A 24,893-nucleotide genomic window follows, 5' to 3' on the forward strand; every position below is an offset into this window, starting at 1 on the left:
TCTCAGTTGACCTTGGCGGGGTCCGGCGGGGCGGCGGGCAGGGGGGAACAGGGCACGCCGTCGTCTTTCAGCTTCTTCACCTCGGCGGGGGTGGCCTCGCCATAGATTTCGCGCTTCTCGGACCGGCCCTCGTGGATGTCGCGGGCCTCGCGGGCGAAGCTGTCGCCGACATAGTCGAAATTCTGCTCGACGTGGGCGCGCACCTCGCGGGCCGCCTCCAGCATCATCGACTGCACCTTTGCCGCCATCTCCGGAGCGGGTGCCGAGCGCTTCGTGCCAGACACCGCAGGGGCCATGACCTGTTTGGCCACGCCGTGCGAGCCGCAGAAGGGGCATTCGACCAGGCCGCGTTGCGCCTGATCATCATAGTCTGAGGACGAGCCGAACCAGGCCTCGAACGGATGGTCCTGATCGCAGACGAGGGCGTAGCGGATCACAGCGGGCTCGCGAATTCGCGGTCGTGCTTCAGGGCCGGGACCGAGGCGCGGGCCTTTTCGACGGCGGACAGATCCAGTGTGGCGCGCAGGACGGCGGGCTCGTCGTGATCCAGTTTGGCGATTACCTCGCCCCACGGCCCCACCACAATGGAATGGCCCCAGGTCTTGCGGCCGTCCTCGTGCAGGCCGCCCTGGGCGGGAGCGAGGACGAAGGCGCCGGTCTCGATGGCCCGGGCGCGCAGCAGGGTCTCCCAATGGGCTTCGCCGGTCGGGACAGTGAAGGCGGCGGGCACGGAGATCATCGCGGCGCCCGCCTTGGCCAACTGGCGATACAGATGCGGGAAGCGGACGTCGTAGCAGACGCTCATGCCCAGCCGGCCCCAGGGGGTATCGGCGACCGTCGCCCCGTCGCCGGGCCGGATGGTCGCGCTCTCCCGATAGGTCTCGCCATTGGCCAGGTCGACGTCGAAGACGTGCAGCTTGTCATAGCGGCCGACCACCCCGCCGTTGGCGTCGATCAGCAGGGAGCGGTTGGCGGCGCGGTCGTCGCCGGTCACGCCCGACCGGACGACGGCCGAGCCGATCAGAATCCAGACGCCCAGTTCGGCCGCCAGACGGCGCAGACCCAGGATGACGCCGTCCTGATCCTCGTCCGTGACCCACTGGCCCTTCTTGTCGCGCCTCTGCTCGACGAAGTTCGAGACCTCGGGCGTCAGGACGAATTTCGCTCCGCTTGCGGCGGCCTCGCGGATCAGGGGTTCGACATGGGCCAGCCCGGCCTCGGGCGTCGCCGGGGTCCGCGTCTGGATCAGGGCGATCTCGAGGCCGGCGCTCATCGAATTCAGGCGGCCAGCAGCGGGTCGAGCCCGCCCCTGCGCTCAAGCGCCTGGATGTCGTCGCAGCCGCCGATGTGCTGGCCGTTGATGAAGATCTGCGGGAAGGTGGCGCGGCCGCCCGACTTCTCGACCATCTCGGCCTTCTTCTCGGGGTCATTGGAGGCGACGATCTCGGTGAACTCCGCGCCCTTCTTGTTGAGAAGGCCGATGGCCGACGAGCAATAGGGGCAACCGGGCTTGGTGTAGATGACGATCTCGGCCATGGGCGAACTCCGACAATGAGGGTCTGACCTAGCGCGAATCCGCGCCCGGTCGAAAGGATGCTCCTATGTAGGAAGAATTCTGGCCGTGCGCACCCGCGCGATGACAGCCAGATCCACGGCCCGCGCCCCGGCGGCGACAAGCGCCTTCGCGCAGGCCTCGCCGGTCGCGCCGGTGGTCAGGACGTCGTCGATCAGGAGGATGCGCCGCCCCTTGATCCGTCGGGCGCCGGCCTCGGTGACCGTGAAGGCGGATTTGACGTTCAGCCGCCGCCCGCGTGCGCTCTTTCCCCCTTGCGTCGCCGTGCGCTCGGTCCGGACCAGGGCGTCGGGCAGGTAGTCGAGGTCGGCCGTGCGGGCCAGGGGCCGGGCGATTTCGGCCGCCTGGTTGAACCGCCGCGACAGCAGCCTCATCCGGTGAAGCGGGACGGGAACCACGGCGTCGGCCCCGGCGACCAGATCGGACGCCGACCGGCTGATCCAGCGGGCGAAGAGACCAGAGAACTGCTGCTGGTCGCCGTGCTTGTACTTCAGGATCAGACCGCGCGAGGCCTCGTCATAGACGCAGGCCGCACGGGCCCGCGCGAAGGCGTAGGGCTGGGCCAGACAGGCGGCGCAGCGCTCGGACGCGAATTCGCCCCCGTCGAACTCGAAGGCCGCGCCGCAGCCGTCGCAGACCGGCGCCTCAAGGAAAATCACCCGGCTCCAGGCGTCGGGGCTCAGCCCCGCCGCCGCCGTGGCTTCGCGACTGTCGTGGGCCACGGGCGGCAGGATCAGATCGGCCAGGCCCCGCCCCACCTCGGAAAGCCGGGGCAGGACAGGGCGCGGAAAGCGGAATAGAGGGCGTCGCGCGACCTCTGTCGCTTTCCATCCCGTGTCCGAACCCCCATCCTCTGCGTCCATGACTTCCCCCTCTGGCCCGTCCGGCCCCCCTCGGATCTTTGACGCCGCCCGCCGGGCCGCCCGGCTGAGGCGATCGGCGTCGCGTTTCCGCGAGGCCGACTTCCTGCACGTCAGGGCTGCGGACGGCGCTGTAGACAGCCTTGAGGCGATCCTGCGCGACTTTCCCGTCGCCGTCGACCTCTCGGCGCGACCCGAGGTCTTCGCCGACCTGCTGGCCGACAGTCCGGCGGCGAAGCGGGTCGGTCCGCTCCGGGTCTTGAACGCCGGCGCAGCCGCCCCGGGCGCCGAGGCGCTGGGGCTGGAAGACGGTTCGGCCGATCTGATCGTCTCCCTGATGACCCTGCACTGGGCCAACGACCTGCCCGGCGCCCTGAGCCAGATTCGCCGGGCCCTGAAGCCGGACGGCCTTTTCCTCGGCACCTTGCTGGGCGCCGCGACCCTGAAAGAGCTGAGGACGGTCCTGACCGAGGCCGAGCTGGCCGAGCGCGGCGGGGCCCAGGCGCGGGTCTCGCCCTTCGCCGACGGCTATGACGGCGCGGCCCTGCTGCAGCGGGCGGGCTTCACCCTGCCGGTGTCGGACGTGGATAGGGTCACGGTCCGCTATCCGGACCTCTTCGCGCTGATCCGCGACCTTCGGGCCATGGGCGAGACCAACCAGCTGGCCGGAACCATCCGGCCCCTGACGCGCGGCATCCTGATGCGGGCCGCCGCCCTCTATGCCGAAAAATACGGCGAGCCCGACGGCCGGATCCCCGCCACCTTCGAGATCGTAAACCTCGCCGGTTGGGCGCCACACGAGAGCCAACAGAAGCCCCTGCCGCGCGGCTCGGCCAAGGTCCGGCTGGCGGATGTGCTCGGGGTGACCGAACACAAGGACGGCTAGGACTCAGCCGCCGCTCATCTTGCCGGAGATGGCGTTGAAGGCGGTGGTGAAGATGTCGGTGGCCTTGTTGCCGAAGGCGGTCACGGCGCTGACGATGACGAGGAAGATCAGGGAGATGATCAGGCCGTATTCGAGGGCGGTGGCGCCGGCGTCATCACGCCAGAAGCGCAACAGGAAGCGGGCGCTCAATTTGCGCATCGTGTCCTCCTGCCTCTGACGCCTTCTGGCGTCGCTTCAGATCAGGTCGCGCAGCCAGGCGACCAGCGGAGCGTCGGCGGGCGGCATGGGATAGTCCGGCAGCTTGTCCGGCTTCACCCAGGCCAGGGCGGCGTGTTCGTGGGCCACGACCACGCCGGACCAGCGTCGGCACAGATAAAGTGGCATCAGAAGGTGAAAGCTTTCGTAAGCGTGGCTGGCGAAAACGAAGGGGGCGAGGCAGGCCTCGGTCACCTCGATGCCCAGCTCCTCGCGCAGCTCGCGGATCAGGGCGGCCTCGGGCCGTTCGCCGGGCTCGACCTTGCCGCCCGGGAACTCCCAAAGTCCCGCCAGCTGCTTGCCCTCGGGCCGTTTGGCGATCAGCACACGGCCGTCCACGTCGATCAGGGCGACGGCGACCACGAGGACGGTGGGGAGGGCGGATTCGGTCATGCCTTGGCTCTACATTTCCCTGTGCGCGCTCGCGACTGCAATCTTTCGTCACACAGTGTGGCGCGGCGGCGCTTGCGGATTGGGGCGAGATTCGGGCAAGGGCTGATACACCGGGGCCCCGGCCGGGCCGTTCGCATTCGCGTCTTCGACCAGATTTTTCCAGGGCATGGGCTCGACCTTCTCCGACATCCTTTCCAGCCCCGAGATCCAGGCTTTCGCCAGCGGTTTCCCGGTCATGGTGCTGCACCTGATCGCGACCTTCGTCCTGCTCGCCGCGGGGGCGGTGATCTACGGCCTGCTGACGCCGTGGAAGGAGATCTCCCTGATCCGCGAGGGCAATTCGGCGGCCAGTGTGGCCTTCGGCGGGGTGCTGCTGGGTCTGGCCATTCCGCTGGCGGTGTCCCTGTCCGTTTCGACCTCGCTGAGGGATATCCTGCTCTGGGGGATCGCGACCCTGGTCCTGCAACTGCTGGCTTTCCGCATCGTCGACGCGGTCCTGACCGGACTGCCGCAGCGGATCCAGGAGGGCGAGATCTCGGCCGCCGTCCTGCTGGTGGCGGCCAAGCTGGCCACGGCGCTCGTTCTCGCCGCCGCTCTCACAGGCTGACGGGTGTTCGGTCTCCGGGTTCCGGACTGGAGCGTTTACGCCGTGGTTCTGGCCGCCATCATCGGCCTGTCGCTGAGCCGGCGCGAGAACGCCGACGCCCCGCCCGCGCCGACGCCCCCTGACGAGGCCGAGGGCGCTCTGCTGGGCCCCATCACCCCCTTCGATCCCGCCGTGACGGTTGAGGCGCCCGACGGCCCCTTCCAGCCCTCGGCCGGGACCGCCTTCTCCATCGCCGCGGACGGCCGCTGGATCACCGCCCGCCATGTGGTTGACGGCTGCCGGAAGCCCGCCCTGGTGGTCGGCGGCGGCCGGGCCGTGGCGGCGGATCTGCGCCTGGCGCGCGGCGCCGACGTCGCACTTCTGATCACCGACGGAGGGCCGCCCGGCCTGCCTGTCCTGACCCGGCCGGCGCTCAAGCACGGCCAGCGCGCCTTCCATCCGGGCTTCCCGCAGGGCCGCGTCGGCGAGGTCTCCAGCCGCCTGCTGGGCCGCGAGACGCTCAAGGTCCATGGGCGCGGCGCCCATGACGAGCCGGTCCTGGCCTGGGCGGAAGTCGGTCGCACCGAGGGGCTGGAAGGGACGCTGGCCGGCCTTTCCGGGGCGCCCGCTCTGGACCGTCAGGGCCGGGTGCTGGGCGTGACCATCGCCGAGGCGCCGCGCCGGGGCCGGATCTACACCACCTCGCCCGAGACCTTCGCCCCGACCATCCGCGGCCAGTCGGGCGCCGAACAGGCCCCGCTGACCGAGCCGATCACGGTCGATAACTACGGCCGCGTCTCCGACACCCTGAGGCGCGACCTGCGCGTCGCCCAAGTGGTCTGCCTCGCAGGCTAGGGCGTCGGGGTCAGACCCCGAAGACCTCGACCCCGATCTCGCCGTCCGTCGTCAGCCAGGCGCGCTTCATGCCCTGACTGTTGAAGGGGCAGGCGATATTGCCGTCGGCGTCGAGCGCGATCAGACCGCCGTCCCCGCCCAGTCCGCCGATGTCGTCGATCACCGCGCGGGCGGCCTCGGCGATCGTTTGGCCCGCGCCGACGCGCCAGCCGACCTGGGCGGCGGCGGCGACGCGGATGAAGAACTCGCCCTGACCCGTGCCCGAGACGGCGACGCGGCCGTCGGCCCAGGTTCCGGCGGCGGGAATGGGGGTGTCGCCGACGCGGCCGGGCATCTTGCCGAACACGCCCGCGGTCGAGGTGGCGGCGGCGAGGCGGCCCTGGCTGTCGAGCACGCAGCAGCCGACGGTGCCGTGGCTGAGGACGTCCGGGGCCGTGCCCGGCGGATGGTTGTCCTCGCCCTTGCCCGCGTGGGTGAACCAGCTGGGTTCGTCGGCGATGGCCTCCAGTCCCTGATCATGGGCGAACAGCGCCGCGCCCTCGCCGACCAGCATGACGTGGGGGGTGTGGTCCATGACCGCGCGAGCGGCGCGGACCGGGCTGCGGAAGCCCTGCAGCGCGGCGACGGCGCCGGCCTTGCGGGTCGCGCCGTCCATCAGGCTGGCGTCCAGCTCATAGGCGCCGGCGAGATTGGGCGAGGCGCCCTTGCCGGCGACGTACAGACCCGAATCCTCGAGCATCACCACCGCCTCGACGGCGACGTCGACGGCCGAAGCCCCGGCCTCCAGCCGCGCCTTCATGGCCTCGACCACCTCGCGCATATGGACGACCTCGCGGCCGTAGTCGCGCTCGCGCCGGGCGCCGGCGCCGCCGTGGAGGATGAGGGCAGGACGGGTCATCGGGGGTCTCCGCTTTGCGGCCGCGTTCGATCGGGCCTTTTCTTATCGTGGGGGGCTGATTAGCGTTCCCCGGACGCGCGCGCCACGGGGGTCTGCGCCAAACCACCAATCAGGCGGCGGAAAAGCCGTCCCAAGGGAAACTTCCAGATGCGCGCAGTCCTCTCGAAAGTTGTCGGCGGTCCCGAGGCGCTGGTCGTGGAGGATATCCTGGACCCGACGCCCAAGCCGGGTCAGGTGATCATCGAGGTCAAGGCGGTGGGCATCAACTTCCCCGACACCCTGATCATCGAGGACAAGTACCAGTTCCGGCCCGAGCGCCCCTTCGCTCCGGGCGGCGAGGTCGCGGGCGTGGTCGAGGCCGTGGGCGAGGGGGTCAAGGGGATCTTCAAGGGCGACAAGGTCATCGCCGTTCCCGGCTGGGGCGGTCTGGTCGAACGGCTGGCCGTGCCGGCCGCCAGCGTGATCAAGATGCCCGAGGGGATGTCGTTCGAGGAGGGCGCCGCCCTCGTCATGACCTATGGCACCTCCTACTACGCCCTCAAGGACCGGGCACAGCTGAAGGCCGGGGAATCGCTGCTGGTGCTGGGCGCCGCGGGCGGTGTCGGCGCGGCCGCCGTCGAGCTGGGCAAGGCCATGGGCGCCCATGTCATCGCCGCCGCCTCGACCAACGACAAGGTCCAGTTCGCCCTGGAGCTCGGCGCCGACAACGGTCTGATCTATCCGTCGGGCAAGATGGACAAGGCGGCCCAGAAGGAGCTGTCGGGCGAGCTGAAGCTGGCCTCGGGCCGCGACGGTCCGGATGTGGTCTATGACGGCGTCGGCGGCGACTATTGCGAGCCGGCCCTGCGGGCCATGGACTGGAACGGCCGCTATCTGGTGGTCGGCTTCCCGGCGGGGATTCCGTCGCTGCCGCTGAACCTGACGCTGCTCAAGTCGGTGTCGGTGATCGGGGTGTTCTGGGGCGCCGCCGTCGCCCGCGATCCGGCCGGTCACGCCGCCAATATGGCCGACCTCCTGAAGTTCTACGCCGAGGGCAAGATCAAGCCGCGCATCTTCGCCACCTATCCGCTGGAGCGCGCTCATGAGGCCATCAAGGCGCTGGGCGACCGCACGGCCATGGGCAAGATCGTGGTGACGGTCGAGTCGTGACCGCGATACGCCTCGCCGAAGATCTGGAGATCGATGCGGCCGCCGAGCGGCTGGCGCGGACCGGCCGCACCCGGCTGGCCGGCCTGATCGGCGAAGGGGCGGCGGCGGTCCATGCCGCCGTCGTCCATCCCGACATGGTCTGGATGCGGGCCATCGAGAACCCCTACAACGAGGACGTTCCCGTCGCCCTGTTCGAGGCCGAGCCGATCGAGGAACAGGCGCGGCTGATCGCCATGGCCCATGAGGAGGCCGTCGACGGCTTCCAGTTCATCTTCGACCGGCTGAGGCTGGGCCGCGCCAGGGCCATGGGTCTGCCGATCCCGCAGCCGCTCTACGACCTGCACGCCCTGTTCAACTCGGAGCCCTTTCTGGCGTTCGCGCGACGGCTGACCGGTGACGACCGGATCGCCTATGCCGACGCCCAGCCCACCCGCTACCTGCCCGGCCATTTCCTCAACCGCCATACGGACGAGCACGAGGATGCGGGGCGGCTCTATGCCTATGTGCTGAACGTCTCGCCCGATTGGCGGGCGGAGTGGGGTGGCCTCCTGATGTTCCTCGACGAGGAGGGGGCGGTGAGCGAAACCTTCACCCCCAGCTTCGGGACGCTGAACGTCTTCAAGGTGCCCCAGAGCCACGCGGTCTCCATCGTCGCCCCCTTCGCCGGGGCGCCGCGCTATTCGATCACTGGCTGGTGGCGCAGCGCGCCTCCGCCGGAGGGCGCGCCCTCGAGGGCCTAACGGTCCTTCAGCCGCTCGACGGTTTCGGAGGCGGCGTCGCGGTGGCGGCGCTTGATATTGGCGCCCAGTGTGGCGATCAGGGCGGCGAAGACGGCGGCGTCGTCGGTGAAGCCGATGCCGGCGAAGATGTCCGGAATGGCGTCGATCGGCAGGACGAAATAGGCCAGCGCCCCCAGCATCATCCCCTTGGCCGCGGCCGGGGTCTCCGGGTCGCGGGCGGCATACCACACGCTCAGCGCCTGATCGGCGAAGGGGATGCGGGCGGCGGTCGAGACGATCTTGGGCCAGAAGCCGCGCTGGACCCGCATCTCGTTCACGCGCAGCACGGCGGGCGTCAGGGCGCGCCGCGGATCGATGGCGTCGTCCGGGGTCACGACCTCGTCGTCTGTAACGGCTTGTGATCGTGACGCCATGGCCGCTAAACCCTCCGCATCCGCAGAACCGGCCTTCAATATAGGGACCTTTCCATGAAACTCGACAGCTCCATCGCCGCAGTGGTCACCGGCGGCGCCTCCGGCCTCGGCGAAGGTACGGCCCGCGCCATCGCCGCCACGGGCGCCAGGGTCGCCCTGTTCGACATGAACGAGGAAAAGGGCGAGGCCATCGCAAAAGAGATCGGCGGGGTCTTCTGCAAGGTCGACGTGACCTCGGACGAAGAGGTCGCCGCCGCCTTCGCCAAGGCCCGCGCCGCCCACGGTCAGGAGCGCCTGACCGTCAACTGCGCCGGCATCGCCACCGGCCAGAAGACCGTGTCGCGCAAGAAGGACACCGGCGAAATCCGCGCCCACGACATGGCCTCGTTCGAGCGCACCGTCCGCATCAACCTGTTCGGCACCTTCCGCGTCCTGTCGCAGTCGGCGCTGGGCATGGTCACCCTGGACCCGATGGAGGACGGCGAGCGCGGCCTGATCGTCAACACGGCTTCCGTGGCGGCACAGGACGGCCAGATCGGCCAGGCGGCCTATTCGGCGTCCAAGGGCGGCGTCTACGCCATGACCCTGCCGGTCGCCCGCGACCTGGCCCAGGAAGGCATTCGGGTGAACACCATCCTGCCCGGCATCATGTGGACGCCGATGATGGCCGGCATGGACCAGAAGATCCAGGACGCCCTGGCCGCCGCCATTCCCTTCCCCTCGCGTCTCGGCCGCCCCGCCGACTATGCGTCCCTGGTGCTGGAGCTGGCCCGCAACGTCTACATCAATGGCGAATGCATCCGTCTGGACGGGGCTATTCGCCTCGCGCCGAGATAATCCGCTGATCGATGAAAAAAGACCCTTGCGGTATCCCGCAAGGGTCCGCTATACGCCCGCCTCTCGACGAGACGGATCGCCTTTCCGAAGGGGCCGTTACGGAGTGCGGGCGTAGCTCAGTGGTAGAGCACAACCTTGCCAAGGTTGGGGTCGGGCGTTCGAATCGCCTCGCCCGCTCCAGTCGAACCGAAGGCCCGATCCGCAAGGATCGGGCTGTTCTGTTTTCAGACCCTGAGCCTCGATTCCTGTTTCCGCCCCGGGCGGCGTGAGTTTGCCAAGGTTGGGGTCGGGCGTTCGAATCGCCTCGCCCGCTCCAGTCGATTTGAAGAGGCCCGGTCGCAAGATCGGGCCTTTTTCAATTTTCCGCTCCCGGCGGCTCCTACCGATCCTTGCGGCGTTTGACTGCGACCCGACGCTTATCGAGGGCGTCGCGAATGAGGAGGTACAGGAGGCCGGCCACGGCAAGCCCCACCACTCCATACATGACGTAGATCATGGCAGCCCGTCCTCCGGCGCGGCGCTGACAACGCCGTTCGTTGAGATATCAACGCCCTGAAGGTGACCGCCGTCAACGGTGTCAGCGCCATATTCAACCGGATGATCGGGTGGGTACGGAGGGCCCGGTGCTGGAACACCGGACCCTCCCGATCTCGAAAGATCGGCCGTTCCCCCGAACGGCAAATGGGAAACAGAGGTCGCCCAAGGGTGAAACGCCACCGATCGGTCGCCGCCTCAAGTGAATTGTACGCAACAATCACAAGCGCCGCTTATGCTCATCCTGGCTACATCTACTGCCGGTAGCGCAACGCGGTCTATGCAATGGTGAAACGGCGACTGAACGCGTGGCGAATGGACGGTTTTCGAAAACCCGTTTGATCTTGGGTCTGCTTATGCCGGCGCTGCAAATTGACGGCCCGTCCCGGAGCCAGCGGAGGTTCAACCGGCAAAATTGAAACCGTGAGGTTCAACCAGCGAGGTTCGGGGCGGGCCGTCTGTCGCTCGCGGACGTCACGCGATGGACGAACGACGTTAGATCATCCCTGGTTGTAAAGAGCTAGTGGCTTGAGGCCGTATCCCGTCCCGAACCTGAAACGCGGTCGCAGCGTCGCAAGGCGCCGGTTGTCCAATGCCCGGCAATGGATCATCGTTCGGTCAAGCGGAGGGCATGATGGCGGACACGGTGGCGCGGCGATCTTCGGTCAGGCCGGTGGAGACCGCGCGGCTGGACGCCTTCGTCGATGCCTCCTTCGCCTTCGCCGTGACCCTGCTGATCATCGCAGGGGCCGAGCCACTGAACGATTTCGGCGACCTGATGCGGGCCCTGGGCCGAATCCCGGCCTTCGCGGCGGGCTTCGGCCTGGTGGTCATGTTCTGGCTGGCGCACCGCAATTTCGGCCGGCTGGCCCCGATCCGCGATAGCTGGTCGGCGACGCTCAGCCTGGCCATCGTCTTCATGATCCTGATCTATGTCTTCCCCTTGCGGCTGCTGACCGAGGCGGGGGCGGCCTATTTCACCGGCGGCTTCCTGCCGGGGCGCGGCCTGATCCAGACCCTGGCCCAGCTGCGCGACGTCTATACGGTCTACGGAATCGGATTCGCCCTGCTGTGCTGGCTCTACTTCCTGCTCTACGGCCACGCCCTGAAGAGGGGGACGGTCGCGGGTCTGGAGGAGGGAGACCGGGACGAGGTGCGCGAATCCCGCGCCGTCTGGGGCCTGATCACCCTGGCCGGGCTGTTCTCGGCCCTGCTGGCCTGGGTTCTGCCGCTGCGCATCACGCCCTGGGCGCCTGGCTTCGCCTACTGGCTGATCCCGCTGGGCCTGTTCTTCATGAACCTGTTCCAGCGGCGCCGCAGTGGCCACGGGCTGTTCAAATCCGGCAAACAGGTCGGGCCCGACGAGATCGAATAGCCGGGTCGGTCCCTATAGGCCCAGCGCGGCGCGGATGTCGCGCCAGTCGATGTATTTGAAGTTCTGGGTGCCGCCTTCGTTGATGTCGTCCTGGACCACCACAACGCCTTCGGGGAAGCGGTCGCCGACCCGGCCGCCCAGGGCCGCGACCCCGTCGGTGCCCGTCACGCCGTCCACCACGCCGTCCCGCACCACGATGCGGCCGACATAGGCCGGCGCCGGGCCGTCGATGCGCCAGATCGGGAAGGTCGAATCGCCCTGGCTGGACGCGATCAGATAGCGCTTCTCACCGTCCGCCAGCGTCGTCAGCCCCTCGGCGTCGGCGACCAGCACGCCCGGCGCGATCGGCTGGATCAGGGTGCGCGTCGCGCCCGAGGCCGGGTTCAGGCCATAGCGCCACAGGCCGACGTTCTCCTCGTTCAGATAGAGGGCGTCGGTCTGCGGGTCGGCGGCGCAGCCTTCCGAGATCGAGCCGATCTCAAACCGGCGCAGCTCCCGCGCCACCGGCTGACCCTCGGTCGAGGCGGTCAGGGCGAATTGTCGCACCTCGCCTTCGTGACCCACCAGAATGGCGTCGATCGTTTCGCCGCGCCTGGCGAAGCAGAAGCCGTAGGGTTCCACGACGTCGGTCGGGATTCGGCCCCACAGACGCACGGCGTTGGCCCCCGTTCCGGCCGGATCGAACAGATAGAGGGTCACGCCGACCTTGCCCGGCGTCCGGTCGCTGGCGCCCAGAACGATCTGGCGCCGGCCGTCGACGGTCAGGCCGTCGATCAGGTCGACATTGTTGAGCAGCCCCTCGGGCAGGAACTGCAGGATCTCGCCTTCGAGGCCATAGATATAGAGGCCCGACTTCTTGTCCGTGCCCGCCACAAACCCTTGAACCGTCTTGCCTTCCACCATGATCGGCGTAGCGGAGGCGAAGACGGCCGGGTCGTCCGCTGCATCCTGACCGGGGGCGCCGACCGAGGGGGTTTCGAGCACGGCGTGAACCGTCGTTCCCTCGCCGATGACGCCCGCGCCCTCGCCCTGGAAGTCGACCTCATGGGTGGCGCAGGCGGCCAGAACCGACATCGAGGCGGCGGTCAGAACGGCGGTCAGGGTGCGGCGCATGGGGGCGTCTCCGGGCGGTCGGAAGGATCGTCGGCGATCCGTGTCGAGGCGGGCAAACCACGGTCGCTCAGCCGGGGTCAACGGCGGCGATGTGACGCGGTCTGGAAGGCGGCGTGACAAGTCCTCCGAACCCGGACGGACCAAATGGCGTGCTTCCGGCGACACGACCCGAACGGCAAAGGTTCCGCCCCTCGGGTGCGACATTTTGTCCGTGAGGTCCCGGCTGGTCGGCGACGAAGCGGCGCTTTCTCCCCGTCATGTCCGGCGAGAAGTCGAGGCCCATCAAGGCGCTGTGGGCCGCGGTGATGAAGCCGACGGGCTGTGGATAGTCCGCATCGGGACGGGTTTTATCGGAACCATCATCGTTCCGCAGAACGAGCGTCATCCAACCGTAATGGATGCGTTGTGGCCCCGGTCTAGCTCGCCCCCCGCATCAGGAAGCACGGGGCGCCGAAGGGCGGCCACCGTTGGGGATCAACACATGAAGTTCGCATTGCTGCTCGGGGCCGCCGTCGCGCCCCTGGCCATCGCCGGGGCGTCCGTCGCCCAAACCGCCGACGCCGTCCAGGGTCCGGCCACCGCCGTCGAGGAGGTCATCGTCACCGGCCAGCCTCAGATGCGGAACCGCACCGACGACGTCGTCCCGACCCTGTCCTACGACCTGGAATACTTCCAGCGCTTCGAGCCCCTGACTGTCGGCGACGCCCTGAAGCGCGTCCCATCGGTGACCTTCCTTTCGGACGTTCTGGAATCGGACGGCGCCCGCCTGCGCGGCCTGGACCCGGGCTACACCCAGGTCCTGATCAACGGCGAACGGGTTCCCGGCGCCGGCGTCGACCGTTCCTTCTTCGTCGACCGCATTCCCGCCGAGCTGATCGAGCGGGTCGAGGTCGTGCGTTCGTCCTCGGCCAACCGTTCGGGCGACGCCGTCGCCGGCGCGATCAACATCGTGCTGCGTGACGCCCTGGCCCTGGACGGCGGCTATGTCCGTCTGGGCGCCCTGCACTGGAACGACAGCGACTACGGCCAGTGGGGCGGCACCTACGGCGCCGTCTGGGGCGGCCGCGTCGGCCCGGGCCGTCTGCTGATCGGCGCCAACGTCCAGGATCGCCGCAACCCGAAGGACAAGTTCAGCGCCCGTTACGACGAGCCGGGCGGCAGCCTGGTCAACATCGAGGACCAGACCGACGTCCGCGACGGCACCGACTATTCGTTCAATGCCGCCTATGACGTCGAGGTCGGCGGCGGCGATCTGGAACTGTCGGGCGTTTTCGTCCGCACCGATCGCTACCAGGACGAAGACTCCATCGAGTACAATCTGGGCATCCGCGACGCGGCTCACCTGTCGACGATCAACGACAACGACGTCGACATCCGCACCGACAACCTGTCGCTGAACGCGAAATATTCGCACGACATGTTCGGCGGCAAGACGCGCTTCAAGCTGGGCTACGCCTCGTTCGACGACAATCAGTTCGAGTTCGAAAACGAAGCGGAATACCTGCGCGACGCCCTGCCGGACGAGGATCGCTACACCGCCGACCAGACCTATACGGATCTGAGTGATGAAGAGATTTCCGGCGCGATCGAGCATGAGCGCCACCTGACGGAGACGGTAAAGGTCGAGGTCGGCGTCCAGTTCGTCGACAAGGATCGCGAGACTAACATCACCGCCCCGGCCCGCGTGCGCTTCACCATCCCGAACGCCCCGGCCCCGCGCCCGACCCAGCCGGCCTTCGGTCCGAACCTGCCCATCCCGGGCGGGGTCAACACGATCGAGGAAACCCGCGTCGATCCTTACGTCATGTTCTCGGGCGAGCAGTCGAACCTGAAGTGGGAAGCCGGTCTGCGCTATGAGATGACCGACACCACCATCACCGACGCCACCGCTCCCGCGGCCGATCGGGTGAGCGACAGCGACTATGGCGTCCTGCTGCCCTCGGCCAGCCTGCGCTACAGCCTGTCGGAAACCGACCGCCTGACTTTCTCGGTGGCGCGCACCGTGCGCCGTCCGAACTTCGACCAGCTGTCGCCCGCGACCCTGGAGGAAGAGGTCGGCGACAGCGACTTCCTGGGCAATCCGGACCTGGAGCCGGAAACGGCTTGGGGCGCGGACCTGGGCTTCGAGCGTCGTCTGGGCCGCCGCGGCGTGGTCGGGATCAACGCATTCTACCGCGACGTCACCGACCTGATCGAGAACGTCAACACCGGCGATGAAGGCAGCGCCGGCCCGGGCACCTTCATCTACACCGTCGATAACGTCGGCAGCGGTCAGGTGTGGGGCGTGGAGTTCGACCTGTCGACGCCGCTGGACTTCATCGGCATGGAAACGACCGGCGTCTTCCTGAACTACTCGTGGCTGGACTCGAAGATCGACGACTTCATGGGCGAGCGCCGCTTCAACGGCCAGTCCGACTACGTCCTGAACTTCGGCTTCACCCATGACATCCCGTCCTGGGGCGCGGCCTTCGGCGCCACCTATCGCAAACAGGGCGACGCCCACAGCCGGGTCATCTCTGAAGAGGTCAAGACCTCCTACGGCGCCGACCTGGAAGCCTTCATCGAGAAGCGCGTGGCGGAAAACGTTGTGATCCGCCTGACGGGTTCGAACCTGCTGAACTCGTCGAAGGACGAGGCCTTCGACAAGTTCGCCAACCTCGATGACCAGGAAGCCCGCGACTACGACGAGTACGAGCTGGAAACCGAGTCCGCCGGCCCGGTCTATCAGCTGGTGGCCCGCGTCGCCTTCTGAGGCCGCTCTCAAAGACTGGCGAAAATCGAAAGAAGAGGGGGCCGGGCGGCGACGTCCGGCCCCTTTTTCACGCCCGGTTCACATGAGGATGGTTAATGCTCAACGCTCTGCTTGACGGCGTTCGATCCGCCGGGAAGGAGAGTGACGCGCGTGATTTTACAATCTCGGGCGGAGTGGTGTGCTCCTTGCGCGGCGCGATGGCCTCGCGACCGCAAGGCGCCAGATTGGGACGTTTGGGTTCATGCTGCTGGAAGGCGAGGTCAACTGGACGGTGGTTTTTGCCGTGCTCGCCGTCGCGGGCCATGTTGTCGCGCTCATCGCCATCTGGTTCGCCCTGCGTAACCGCATCCGTCACGCCAGCGCCTCGGGCGAGCTGAACCAGGTCCAGAAGGTCGCCGCCGAGACCGACAAGCGGCTGTTCGAGACCCTGAACGCCATCCCCGTCGCCATCGTCCAGACCGACACCCAGGGCAAGTTCACCTTCGCCAACAAGGCCGCGCACCAGCTGATGGGGCGGCGCGACGCCGAGCTGCTGGGCCTGCGTTTCCACTCGGCGACCTGGGGCATCACCTTCCCGGACGGCCGTCCGATCCCGCCCGACATGCTGCCCAGCGCCCGCGCGCTCCGGGGCCAGACCGTGCGCGGCTTCCAGCACATTCTCGCCAATCCGTCGTCGCGGCGGAAGATGCTGGTCTCGGTCACGGCCATGCCGATCGAGAACGAATACGGCCAGATCATCGGCTCCACCGCCGCCGTGGTCGAGACCGAGGGTCTGACCACGCCCGAGGCCCCGCCCGCGCCCGAACCCGCCTTCGTCCACCCCGACGCCGACCTGACCCGCCGGGTGTTCGACAGCGCCACCAGCGGCCTGGTCGTGGTCTCGACTCATGGGGTGGTGCGTGAAGCAAACCCCGTGGCTCTGGACCGGTTGGGACGCACCGAAGGCGTCATCGGCGCCGACTTCGCCGAACAGTTCATGGCCGACGGCCAGAGGGTCGAGGCGCGCCAGACCCTGCGCGCGGCCGTTCAGGCCCCGGCCGGCGCCGCCGACGTCATCCTGGCGACCCAGGCCGGCGGCTCGACCGTGGCCTGGCGCATCCTGCCCCTGACCAATTCCGAAGGCGTGGTCGACACCCTGCTGCTGGCGGGCGATGAGCATGTTCCCGAGCCTGAGGCGGCTCCGGAGCCCGAGGTCGCGCCCGAACCTGAACCTGAGACGCCCGCCTTTGAGGTGCACCCCGACTTCGCCCCGGTCGAGGCCGACCCGCAAGCTGAAGAGGCGTTCGGCGGCGTAGCTCCCGGCCCGGATGCGGTCGAGGAGGACATGCCGACCGTCCTGGAGCCGTCTGCCGACACCGCCGAGCTGGAAACCCTGCGCCGCGAACGCGACGCCGCCCTGGGTCAGGCCGAGGCCGCCCGCGCCGAAGCCGAGACGGCCATGGCCGAGGCCGACCGCATCGAGGCCCGCGCCCGCGCCGAGGAGGACAATGTCCGCCGTCTGGAGGGCATCGGCCGTGTCACCGGCGGCATGGCCCAGGACTTCAACGCTTTGCTCGGCGTCATGACCAGCGCGCTCGACATGATGCTGAAACAGGCCGAGGACCCCGCGAAGGTGCGCCGTCTCGGGCAGGCCGCTTTGGCCGCCGGTCAGCGCGGCGAGGCCATGACCGCGCGCCTGTCGGCCCTGTCGGTCGATGACGAGAATGCGCCGAAAACCCTCGACGCCGGCGTCCTGCTGCGGGCGATGGAAAGCCGTCTGCGGGCCCTGGCCGGCCCGGGCGTCGATCTGATGATCGAGGGGCCGTCGGCGCCGGCGATCGTGCGGCTGGACCCCGTGGCCTTCGAGGGCGCGGTGCGGGCGCTGGTGGCCAATGCGGTCGAGGCGGTGGGCGGCTCGGGCTCGGTCGCCGTACGGCTGGAGACCACCGAGGCCGGTGCCCGGCTGTCGGTGCGCGACACCGGCCCGGGCATGGATCGCGACGTCATCGCCCGCGCCCAGGAGCCCTTCTTCACCACCAAGACCGGCGCCGCCGGTCTGGGCCTGGCCCAGGCGCGCGCCTTCGCCCGCCGGTCGGGCGGGACCCTGACCATCGACAGCGCGCCCGGGGAGGGCGCCGAGGTGGCGGTCACCCTGCCGGCCGAGGCCGCCTGATCGTTGCGGATCACGCTCCGGAGCTTGGAAGCGTAACCGAACGACACCATATCTGACGCAGAAACGGCGGTTCGGCGGTTGACCCGGCGGAACCGGGCGTTAGGTACGGCGGGCGCGCTCCCACGCCCGATATAGACCCCGAGGATCCCATGGCCGAAGCCACCGCCCAATACGACGTCGTCATCATCGGCGGCGGTCCCGGCGGCTATAACGCCGCGATCCGCGCGGGCCAGCTGGGTCTGAAGGTCGCCTGCGTCGAGATGCGCGAGACCCTGGGCGGCACCTGCCTGAACGTCGGCTGCATGCCGTCCAAGGCCCTGCTGCACGCCTCGGAGCTGTTCGAGGTCGCCGGCAAGGAGTTCTCGACCCTCGGCATCGAGGTCGGGACCCCCAAGGTCAATCTGCCGCAGATGATGAAGCAGAAGGCCGACAGCGTCGGCGCCCTGACCAAGGGCATCGAATTCCTGTTCAAGAAGAACAAGGCCGACTGGATCAAGGGCAAGGGCAAGATCGCCGGGGCCGGCAAGGTGGAAGTCACCGCCGCCGACGGTTCGGTCACCACCCTGACCTGCAAGGACATCATCATCGCCACGGGCTCCGAGCCCACCCCCCTGCCGGGCGTGGACTTCGTCGAGGGCAAGGTCATCGATTCCACCGGCGCCCTGTCGCTGCCGGCCATCCCCAAGAAGCTGATCGTCATCGGCGCGGGCGTCATCGGTCTTGAGCTGGGCTCGGTCTGGCGTCGTCTGGGGGCCGAGGTCACCGTGGTTGAGTTCCTCGACAAGGTCGGCGCCGGCATGGACGCCGAGGTCGCCACCGCCTTCCAGCGCGGCCTGACCAAACAGGGCATGACGTTCAAGATGGGCACCAAGGTCACCTCGGCCAAGGTCGCCAAGGACGGCGTCGTCCTGACCCTGGAGCCCGCCGCGGGCGGCGAGGTCGAGACCCTGACCGGCGACGTGGTTCTGGTGGCTATCGGCCGCCGTCCCTATACGGCCGGCCTCGGTCTGGAGACTGTCGGCATCGAGACCGACAAGCGCGGCTTCCTCAACAACGACCACCTGAAGACCGGCGCGGCCGGCGTCTGGGTCATCGGCGATGTGACCCACGGCCCGATGCTGGCGCACAAGGCGGAAGAAGAAGCCGTCGCCGTGATCGAATATATCGCGGGCAAGGCCGGCCACGTCGACTACGACCTGGTCCCCAGCGTCATCTACACCGGTCCGGAAGTGGCCTGGGTCGGCAAGACCGAGGAACAGCTCAAGGCTGCGGGCGTCGAGTTCAAGAAGGGCAAATTCCCCTTCACCGCCAACTCGCGCGCCAAGATCAACCATGAGACCGAGGGCTTCGTGAAAGTCCTGGCCGACACGACCACCGACAAGGTCCTCGGCGTCCACATCTACGGCCCCTCGGCCGGCGAGATGATCGCGGAAGCCTGCATCACCATGGCCTTCGGCGGCGCCTCGGAAGACATCGCCCGCACCTGCCACGCCCACCCGACCCGCTCCGAAGCCGTCAAACAGGCGGCCATGGGCGTCGAGGGCTGGATCATGCAGGCTTAGGGCCACGACGGACCCGACGACGCGGAGCGGAGAGCTTATGCCGAACGTCCTGCAAAGGCTGATGCGGCGGCTCTTCTGGCGAGGAAATCCGCCGCCCGCACCGGTTCCCCAGCAGGGCGCCGCGACCGAAGAGAACGCGCTGGCGGATATGCGGGCCGCGATCGTCCGGGAGGTCGCGGGCGGTTTCACGCCGGCTGACCAGATCGCCCGATACGCGGTCGACTACATGGCCGGTGAAGCCGAGGAGGCGGTGCTTCTGCGCGAGGCGCCGCTCATGGTCCGTGAAGCCTTGGACGCGCACCGGGCGGCCCAGGCGAACTGGCCTGACATCACCGACTGCGACAAGCTGGACGCCGCCTTCGCGGCGCTGGAAGAAGCGGGGGTGATCTCCCGCCAGAATTTCACCTGCTGCGGATCGTGCGGGGCCGCCGAAATCTGGGGCGAGATCGACGAGGCGAAGCGGCTGGGCCGTCCCACGCGCGGCTATGCCTTCTTCCATCAACAGGACACGGAAGCCGCCGTCGACGGCTATGGCCTGTATCTGGGCTACGGCGCCTGCGAGGATGGCTCCAAAGCCAGCGTCGCTATCGGCCGTGAGATCGTGAAGGCGCTGGAGGCCAAGGGTCTCAAGACCGACTGGGACGGCCGGATCGAAAAGCGGATCGGCGTTCAACTGGACTGGAAGCGCCGCCCGGCCTTCAAAGAAGGATAGACGACCATGGACCTGAAACTCTCCGGCAAACGCGCCCTGATCTGTGGCGGGTCCAGCGGTCTGGGACTCGCGGTGGCGACGGCTCTGGTGAAGGAGGGCGTCCATGTCGCCCTGCTGTCGCGCGACGCCGTGAAGCTGCAGGCGGCGGCCGATGGTCTGAACGCCATGGGGCCGGGCAGAGCGGTCATCGCCCCCGCTGATCTGGCCGATCACGCCGCCCTTCTGGCCGCTGTGGATGTGGCCGAGGCCGCGCTCGGCGGGCCGATCGAGATCCTGCTCAATAACACCGGCGGCCCGCCGCCGTCGGGCGTGGTCGGCCTCGATCCCGAGCTGTGGCGCGCCCAGTTCGAGATGATGGTGCTGTCGGTCTTCCGCCTGACCGATCGGGTCCTGCCGGCCATGCAGGCGGCGGGCTGGGGCCGGATTGTCAACGTCGCCTCGGTGTCCCTGGTCGAGCCGATCGGGACGCTGGGCGTCTCCAACACCCTGCGCGCCTCCATCGCCGCCTGGGCCAAGACCCTGTCCAACGAGGTCGCCGCCGACGGTATCACCGTCAACACCCTGCTGCCCGGCCGCATCGACACCCCGCGCATCGAACGGCTGGACAAGGCCGCCGCCGAACGCACCGGCAAGACGCCCGAGGAAGCCCGCGCCGCCTCGGTGACCTCCATTCCCGTGGGCCGTATCGGCACGACGGAAGAGTTCGGCGCCGTCGCCGCCTTCCTCGCCAGCCCGCTCGCCGCCTATGTCACCGGATCGCTGGTCCGGCTGGACGGCGGCTCTGTGCGGGCGATCTAGCGCCCATCCCGCTAGCGCGGCGTCATTGTCTCAGGCGTCCGCCTCAGCGGCCCGAACTCCATGCGCGATCGGCCGAAGTCCAGCGACACCCGGCGGAAGCGATACAGGACGTCGGCGCCCAGCAGCAGGGCCGGGCGCTGGTTCAGCTCCAGGGTCTCGAAGGCGTGCAGGTCGGCGAACAGCAGAGAGGACGGGCCCAGACGACGCGTCCCGATGGTCAGTTGGCTGACATTGGCATGCTCGGCGAGGATGATCTGGCCGGTCACGCCATAGACCGGGATCAGGGCGCGCTGGGTCGGCCGGTCGCCGCCCGAGGCGATGGCCTGGAACAGGCTCATATTGCCGATCGAATACTGGGCCCCGCTGTCGACGAAACAGTCGACCTGGACACCTTCGACCCGGGCATTGACCAGGATCAGCTGACCAAACCGGCCAGTGCGGGTGCGGCCGCAGCTGTCGCGCCGGATGTGGGTGGGCGTATGGAAGGCCGTGCCCACCTCGATCCGGTCGGGCCCGGACGGGGTCAGTTTCATCGCGCGGCGATCGAGGTCGAACTCCAGCTCGAACCGTGAAAGGACGTCCAGCCCCATCAGGCCGTCGGCGCCGAGCAGTTCGCGCGGATAGACTCCGGCGTAGATGTCATTGAAGCGCCGTCCGCCGAAGCTCAGCCGGGCGATCTTCACCGTCTGGGTCAGCTCGGCCGAGGTCAGGCCATGCACCAGGATCGGCGGTCCGGGCGGCAGGCCCATGGCCTCGGCGACGTCGCGGGCGATCGCCGTCCGGCCCGCGCCGGTGTCCATGACGAAGGCGAAGCCGGGGCGGCCGTTGAGCTCGGTCTTGACCGCCATCCGGGTGAACAGATTGGCCAGCAGCCGCGCCTCTTCCCCCACATCGGGCAGGGCCGGGGGACCGGGGGATGGCGGAACGGGAGAGGGCGCGGCCGGAAGCGGGGGCGTTGTTTGGGCGAGGGCGGGGCCGGCGACAAGGCCGAGGCCGGTGGTCAGCAATCCGGCGGCGAAGGCGCGCCTGTGCGGCTGCGTCGGTGTGAAGGCGTCGCCGTGTTCGGCTGAAGACCTCATGACCGCCTCCCCAGCGGTGTTATGGCCTCAGTCTATGCCCGAAACCACCGGTCTGCCTAGGTCCGCATACGGAACGTCAGGAAGGGTCAGGGAACCGGAGTCGGCGGAGGTGCTCCCGCGAGCACGGCCTCCAGATTGGCGATCATCAGTGCGGCCATGGCGGTGCGCGCCTCGACCGTCGCCGAACCGATGTGGGGCGCCAGGACGCAGCGGTCCGAGTCCAGCAGGGACCGGGGGACGTTCGGTTCATGGGCGAAGACGTCGAGGCCCGCCCCGCCCAGCCGACCCTCGCTGAGGGCCGCGATCAGGGCCTGTTCGTCCACAACCTCGCCCCGGGCGATGTTGATCAGGACGCCGTCGGGCCCCAGGGCCTCAAGCACCCGGCCATCGACCAGCCCCTTCGTCGCCGGGCCGCCGGGAACCGCGACGATGAGCACATCAACCGAGGCCGCGAGGGCGACGGGATCGGGGCTCCAGCGCCAGGCGACGCCTTCGACGGGCTTGCGGCTGTGGTAGGCGATATCTCCCGCGAAGGGCTCCAGCCGCCGCGCGATCTCCCGTCCGATCCGGCCCAGTCCGAGGACGCCATACCTCAGGCCGGTCGCGCTGCGGCCCAGCGGGAACTTGCCCCCCGTCGCCCATCCGCCCGCCCTCAGCCAGCGCTCGGCGGCGGGCAGGCGTCGCAGGGTTGAAAGGGTCAGGGCCACCGCCAGATCGGCGACGTCGGCGCTGAGGACGTCGGGAGTGTTGGTGACGATCACGTCCCTCGCCCGCGCATGGGCGACATCGACCTTGTCGTAGCCGACGCCGTGGACGGCGACGATCTTCAGATCGGGCAGGGCGTCGATCAGGCCGTTCGGAACCGCCGTCCCGCCTGAGGCGACGACGGCGATGATCGGAACGCCCGGGGGCGGCGACCCGTCGCCCTGCGGTGCATGCAGACTCCATGGCCCGCTCTTCAGTCGCTCGGCGGCCAGTTCAGGCAGGCCGGGCAGGACGAGAATGTGGGGAAGGGATGCGGGGGACATCCCGCCTTCTTAGGCTCGCGGGTGGGCCGCGGCATAGGCGCCGAGCAGCCGGGCGGCGTCGACGGCGGTGTATTTCTGGGTCGTCGACAGGCTGGCGTGGCCCAGCAGTTCCTGGATCGACCTCAGGTCGGCCCCGGCGCCCAGCAGATGGGTGGCGAAGGAGTGGCGGAGCGCATGGGGCGTGGCGCTGGCGGGCAGGTCCAGCCGGCCCCTGAGCTTCTGCACCGTCGCCTGGACGTGGCGGGGGCTGAGGGGGCCGCCCCGCTTCGCCCGGAACAGGGCGTCGCGCGGCTCCAGCGGGAAGGGCTGCAGCGCCAGATAGGCGTCCACGGCCTCGCGTACGGCGGGCAGGATGGGGACGATGCGGGTCTTGGAGCCCTTGCCGACGATGCGGATCGTCTCGGGAAGGGGGGCGTCGGCGCGGATCAGGCTCAGGGCCTCGGAGATCCGCAGGCCGCAGCCGTAGAGCAGGGTCAGGACGGCCCGGTCGCGCGCGGCCTCCCACGGCTCGGCGTCGGGATCGGCCTCGGGCTCCTGCATCAGGCCGCGTGCCTGATCGGCGGTGACGGGGCGGGGCAGGGAGGGCTTGATCTTCGGCCCCCGCACGAGGGCCAGCTGGGGCGCGGGGGTGTCGCAGCGCCGGTCGAGGAAGTCGTGAAAACCCCGGATGGCCGCGAGCGTCTGGCCCAGAGACCGGGCGTTCAGAGGATGGTCGCCGCTGCGGCGCTCGGCCAGATGGGCGCGGACCTCGGCGGCGGTGACGGTCCCGAGGTCGGCCAGCGACTGGGCCCCGCCGCGATGGCGTTCGAGGAAGCCGAGGTAGTGCCGTCCGATATGGCCATAGGCCTCCAGCGTGCGGGGCGACAGCCGCCGCTCATGCGCCAGATGCTCGAGCCAGGCGAGCAGGACCTCGCCGGAGGTTTTCAATTCAGGATGGGCCAACGCTCGGCCGTGCGTTCGACCACCCGGGCGATGAAGGCCACCAGTTCGCAGCCCATCTGGGGCGTGAAGCCCTCTTCCTCGGGCGAGCCGAAGGCGCAGATGGCGTGGCGGGCGCCGCCGAGGTCGTCGGCAGGATCGCCGCCGAAGACGGGGGCCATGCGGATCAGGGCGACGGACTTCACCTGATCATCGGCCGCGCCGAACAGGTCGAGGCCTTCGAAATTCGGACCCAGCCAGGTCAGGCCGTGGTCGCCCAGCAGGGAATCCACCCCGCCGACCTCCAGCGCGCGCCACCCGAACGGCACGCCGCCGGGCTTCTCCAGGGCGATGGCGGCGCCGGCCAGACCGAAGCGCCCCTGGGCGGCCGCGTCCAGACGGCGGGCGAGGTCAGAATGATTGCGGGCCTCCAGCAGGTCCAGGGCCGCGACGTGGGTCTGGGTCTGGGCGGCGAAATTGGCGCGGGCGACCGTCTCGATCTGTTTGCGGGCGTCCGATTCGCGGTTGGCGACGGCTTCCAGCTTGGTCAGGGCGGCCTGGCCGAACTCCACGACATTGCGGCCATGCGGCTTCAGCCCGATCTCTTCCAGCAGGGAGCGGTCGTCCAGCAGGATCTGCGGATTGGCCTGCAGCCAGACGCGCACTTCCGGCCAGTGGGGCTCGGAACCGGCTTCCAGCTCGGCGAAAAGGTCTCGGGTGCCGCTCAACGTCGTCTCCTCCCGGAAACGCCGGGCCGGATGCTACAGGATCGACTGACCGGTCTTGCCCCAGTCCGCCAGGAATTGATCAAGCCCCTTGTCGGTTAAGGGGTGCTTGACGAGGGCCTTGAAAACGTCCGCCGGAAGGGTCGCTGCGTCCGATCCCGCCACAGCCGCGGCCGATACGTGACCCGGGTTGCGCAGGGACGCGGCCAGAATCTGGGTCTCGAAGCCATGCAGATCATAGAGGACGCGGATTTCCTCCAGCAGACCGATGCCGTCGGCGCCGTGGTCTTCCAGTCGGCCGACGAAGGGCGAGATGAAGGTCGCGCCGGCCTTGGCGGCCAGCATGGCCTGGGCGGCGGAGAAGCACAGGGTGACGTTGGTCTTGATGCCCTTGTCGGTGAAGTTGCGCGCGGCGCGCAGCCCGTCCCAGGTCAGAGGCAGCTTGACCACGACGTTCGGGGCGATGGCGGCGAGCTTGTCGCCTTCCTTGACCATGGTCTCGAAATCGGTCGCCACGGCCTCGGCGGAGATCGGCCCCTCGACCAGGGCGCAGATTTCAGCGATGACCTCGGCGATGTTCCTCCCCGACTTGGCGATCAGCGACGGATTGGTGGTCACGCCGTCCACCATCCCGGTGGGCAGCATGTCCTTGATGACGGCGACGTCGGCGGTGTCGAGGAAGAGTTTCATGGCGGCGGTT

26 protein-coding genes and 1 tRNA gene are annotated in these 24,893 nt (G+C 68.8%); 13 read left to right on the forward strand and 14 right to left on the reverse strand.

The window, feature by feature from the left end:
• Nucleotides 1–2: 2 nt before the first annotated feature.
• The 4 genes from AC1ROD_RS01720 to AC1ROD_RS01735 all read right to left on the reverse strand — a co-directional run bounded on the left by AC1ROD_RS01720 (nt 3) and on the right by AC1ROD_RS01735 (nt 2,436).
• Nucleotides 3–437 (reverse strand): DUF1178 family protein, encoded by a 435-nt coding sequence (locus tag AC1ROD_RS01720; RefSeq protein WP_492946533.1) that lies wholly within the window; start codon nt 435–437, stop codon nt 3–5.
• Complete coding sequence (locus AC1ROD_RS01725) at nt 434–1,273, reverse strand: carbon-nitrogen hydrolase family protein (RefSeq protein WP_492946534.1); 840 nt, start codon at nt 1,271–1,273, stop codon at nt 434–436. The genes AC1ROD_RS01720 and AC1ROD_RS01725 overlap by 4 nt, the downstream gene beginning before the upstream one ends.
• 5 nt (nt 1,274–1,278) lie before the next feature.
• Nucleotides 1,279–1,536, reverse strand: a complete 258-nt coding sequence (gene grxC / locus AC1ROD_RS01730) for a glutaredoxin 3 (RefSeq protein ID WP_492946535.1) — start codon at nt 1,534–1,536, stop codon at nt 1,279–1,281.
• A gap of 63 nt (nt 1,537–1,599) precedes the next feature.
• Nucleotides 1,600–2,436: a ComFC family protein gene (locus tag AC1ROD_RS01735; RefSeq protein ID WP_492946536.1), complete on the reverse strand. Its 837-nt coding sequence runs from the start codon at nt 2,434–2,436 to the stop codon at nt 1,600–1,602.
• Between AC1ROD_RS01735 and AC1ROD_RS01740 the strand changes: the two genes are divergently transcribed.
• Nucleotides 2,435–3,319 carry a methyltransferase domain-containing protein gene (locus AC1ROD_RS01740; RefSeq protein WP_492946537.1) on the forward strand — a complete coding sequence of 295 codons (885 nt, stop codon included), beginning with the start codon at nt 2,435–2,437 and terminating at the stop codon, nt 3,317–3,319. The two genes, AC1ROD_RS01735 and AC1ROD_RS01740, sit on opposite strands and share 2 nt — an antisense overlap.
• Before the next feature lie 3 nt (nt 3,320–3,322).
• On the opposite strand, the gene AC1ROD_RS01745 is transcribed toward AC1ROD_RS01740, so the two are convergent.
• Complete coding sequence (locus AC1ROD_RS01745; RefSeq protein WP_492946538.1) at nt 3,323–3,517, reverse strand: Flp family type IVb pilin; 195 nt, start codon at nt 3,515–3,517, stop codon at nt 3,323–3,325.
• Nucleotides 3,518–3,553: 36 nt separating this feature from the next.
• Nucleotides 3,554–3,967: a (deoxy)nucleoside triphosphate pyrophosphohydrolase gene (locus AC1ROD_RS01750; RefSeq protein ID WP_492946539.1), complete on the reverse strand. Its 414-nt coding sequence runs from the start codon at nt 3,965–3,967 to the stop codon at nt 3,554–3,556.
• A gap of 166 nt (nt 3,968–4,133) precedes the next feature.
• On the opposite strand from AC1ROD_RS01750, the gene AC1ROD_RS01755 reads away from it, so the two are divergent.
• Entirely contained in the window at nt 4,134–4,574 is a 441-nt protein-coding gene (locus AC1ROD_RS01755; RefSeq protein WP_492946540.1) for a DUF350 domain-containing protein, read from the forward strand.
• 3 nt (nt 4,575–4,577) lie between these two features.
• The gene (locus AC1ROD_RS01760) at nt 4,578–5,408 is read left to right on the forward strand and encodes a S1 family peptidase (protein ID WP_492946541.1); all 831 of its coding nucleotides are present in this window, start codon (nt 4,578–4,580) and stop codon (nt 5,406–5,408) included.
• Between the two features lie 10 nt (nt 5,409–5,418).
• Here the strand turns inward: AC1ROD_RS01760 and AC1ROD_RS01765 are convergent, their stop codons facing one another.
• Entirely contained in the window at nt 5,419–6,306 is an 888-nt protein-coding gene (locus AC1ROD_RS01765; protein WP_492946542.1) for an isoaspartyl peptidase/L-asparaginase family protein, read from the reverse strand.
• A gap of 147 nt (nt 6,307–6,453) precedes the next feature.
• Between AC1ROD_RS01765 and AC1ROD_RS01770 the strand changes: the two genes are divergently transcribed.
• Together AC1ROD_RS01770 and AC1ROD_RS01775 are read left to right on the forward strand one after the other, a co-directional pair.
• Entirely contained in the window at nt 6,454–7,455 is a 1,002-nt protein-coding gene (locus AC1ROD_RS01770) for an NADPH:quinone oxidoreductase family protein (RefSeq protein WP_492946543.1), read from the forward strand.
• The gene (locus AC1ROD_RS01775) at nt 7,452–8,195 is read left to right on the forward strand and encodes a 2OG-Fe(II) oxygenase (protein ID WP_492946544.1); all 744 of its coding nucleotides are present in this window, start codon (nt 7,452–7,454) and stop codon (nt 8,193–8,195) included. Before AC1ROD_RS01770 ends, AC1ROD_RS01775 begins: the two co-directional genes overlap by 4 nt.
• Here AC1ROD_RS01775 and AC1ROD_RS01780 read toward each other — a convergent pair.
• Nucleotides 8,192–8,608 carry a YkvA family protein gene (locus AC1ROD_RS01780; RefSeq protein WP_492946545.1) on the reverse strand — a complete coding sequence of 139 codons (417 nt, stop codon included), beginning with the start codon at nt 8,606–8,608 and terminating at the stop codon, nt 8,192–8,194. The two genes, AC1ROD_RS01775 and AC1ROD_RS01780, sit on opposite strands and share 4 nt — an antisense overlap.
• Before the next feature lie 54 nt (nt 8,609–8,662).
• On the opposite strand from AC1ROD_RS01780, the gene AC1ROD_RS01785 reads away from it, so the two are divergent.
• The 3 genes from AC1ROD_RS01785 to AC1ROD_RS01795 all read left to right on the forward strand — a co-directional run bounded on the left by AC1ROD_RS01785 (nt 8,663) and on the right by AC1ROD_RS01795 (nt 11,354).
• The gene (locus AC1ROD_RS01785; RefSeq protein WP_492946546.1) at nt 8,663–9,445 is read left to right on the forward strand and encodes an SDR family NAD(P)-dependent oxidoreductase; all 783 of its coding nucleotides are present in this window, start codon (nt 8,663–8,665) and stop codon (nt 9,443–9,445) included.
• Between the two features lie 105 nt (nt 9,446–9,550).
• Nucleotides 9,551–9,625 (forward strand) — tRNA-Gly (locus tag AC1ROD_RS01790).
• A gap of 988 nt (nt 9,626–10,613) precedes the next feature.
• Nucleotides 10,614–11,354: a TMEM175 family protein gene (locus tag AC1ROD_RS01795; protein ID WP_492946547.1), complete on the forward strand. Its 741-nt coding sequence runs from the start codon at nt 10,614–10,616 to the stop codon at nt 11,352–11,354.
• Nucleotides 11,355–11,366: 12 nt separating this feature from the next.
• Here the strand turns inward: AC1ROD_RS01795 and AC1ROD_RS01800 are convergent, their stop codons facing one another.
• The gene (locus AC1ROD_RS01800; RefSeq protein WP_492946548.1) at nt 11,367–12,467 is read right to left on the reverse strand and encodes a phytase; all 1,101 of its coding nucleotides are present in this window, start codon (nt 12,465–12,467) and stop codon (nt 11,367–11,369) included.
• 481 nt (nt 12,468–12,948) lie between these two features.
• Here AC1ROD_RS01800 and AC1ROD_RS01805 point away from each other — a divergent pair, with 481 nt between their 5' ends.
• The 5 genes from AC1ROD_RS01805 (at nt 12,949) to AC1ROD_RS01825 (ending at nt 20,443) form a co-directional block, all read left to right on the forward strand.
• Nucleotides 12,949–15,219 carry a TonB-dependent receptor plug domain-containing protein gene (locus tag AC1ROD_RS01805; RefSeq protein ID WP_492946549.1) on the forward strand — a complete coding sequence of 757 codons (2,271 nt, stop codon included), beginning with the start codon at nt 12,949–12,951 and terminating at the stop codon, nt 15,217–15,219.
• 241 nt (nt 15,220–15,460) lie between these two features.
• Nucleotides 15,461–17,371: a PAS domain-containing sensor histidine kinase gene (locus AC1ROD_RS01810; protein WP_492946550.1), complete on the forward strand. Its 1,911-nt coding sequence runs from the start codon at nt 15,461–15,463 to the stop codon at nt 17,369–17,371.
• Between the two features lie 149 nt (nt 17,372–17,520).
• Nucleotides 17,521–18,933, forward strand: coding sequence for a dihydrolipoyl dehydrogenase (gene lpdA / locus AC1ROD_RS01815; RefSeq protein WP_492946551.1), 1,413 nt, complete (start codon nt 17,521–17,523; stop codon nt 18,931–18,933).
• Nucleotides 18,934–18,970: 37 nt separating this feature from the next.
• Nucleotides 18,971–19,645 carry a DUF6891 domain-containing protein gene (locus AC1ROD_RS01820; RefSeq protein WP_492946552.1) on the forward strand — a complete coding sequence of 225 codons (675 nt, stop codon included), beginning with the start codon at nt 18,971–18,973 and terminating at the stop codon, nt 19,643–19,645.
• Nucleotides 19,646–19,651: 6 nt separating this feature from the next.
• Nucleotides 19,652–20,443: an SDR family oxidoreductase gene (locus tag AC1ROD_RS01825; RefSeq protein ID WP_492946553.1), complete on the forward strand. Its 792-nt coding sequence runs from the start codon at nt 19,652–19,654 to the stop codon at nt 20,441–20,443.
• Nucleotides 20,444–20,454: 11 nt separating this feature from the next.
• Here the strand turns inward: AC1ROD_RS01825 and AC1ROD_RS01830 are convergent, their stop codons facing one another.
• The 5 genes from AC1ROD_RS01830 to fsa all read right to left on the reverse strand — a co-directional run bounded on the left by AC1ROD_RS01830 (nt 20,455) and on the right by fsa (nt 24,883).
• A complete protein-coding gene (locus tag AC1ROD_RS01830; RefSeq protein ID WP_492946554.1) occupies nt 20,455–21,522 on the reverse strand; it encodes an aspartyl protease family protein in 1,068 nt (355 codons plus the stop codon).
• A gap of 86 nt (nt 21,523–21,608) precedes the next feature.
• Nucleotides 21,609–22,550 carry a 2-hydroxyacid dehydrogenase gene (locus AC1ROD_RS01835; protein ID WP_492946555.1) on the reverse strand — a complete coding sequence of 314 codons (942 nt, stop codon included), beginning with the start codon at nt 22,548–22,550 and terminating at the stop codon, nt 21,609–21,611.
• A gap of 9 nt (nt 22,551–22,559) precedes the next feature.
• Nucleotides 22,560–23,492, reverse strand: a complete 933-nt coding sequence (locus tag AC1ROD_RS01840) for a tyrosine recombinase XerC (RefSeq protein WP_492946556.1) — start codon at nt 23,490–23,492, stop codon at nt 22,560–22,562.
• Nucleotides 23,474–24,196: a DUF484 family protein gene (locus AC1ROD_RS01845; RefSeq protein ID WP_492946557.1), complete on the reverse strand. Its 723-nt coding sequence runs from the start codon at nt 24,194–24,196 to the stop codon at nt 23,474–23,476. The genes AC1ROD_RS01840 and AC1ROD_RS01845 overlap by 19 nt, the downstream gene beginning before the upstream one ends.
• A gap of 33 nt (nt 24,197–24,229) precedes the next feature.
• The gene (fsa, locus tag AC1ROD_RS01850) at nt 24,230–24,883 is read right to left on the reverse strand and encodes a fructose-6-phosphate aldolase (protein ID WP_492946558.1); all 654 of its coding nucleotides are present in this window, start codon (nt 24,881–24,883) and stop codon (nt 24,230–24,232) included.
• Nucleotides 24,884–24,893 lie beyond the last annotated feature (10 nt).

This window comes from Brevundimonas sp. GW821-FHT12E07, from assembly GCF_058807035.1.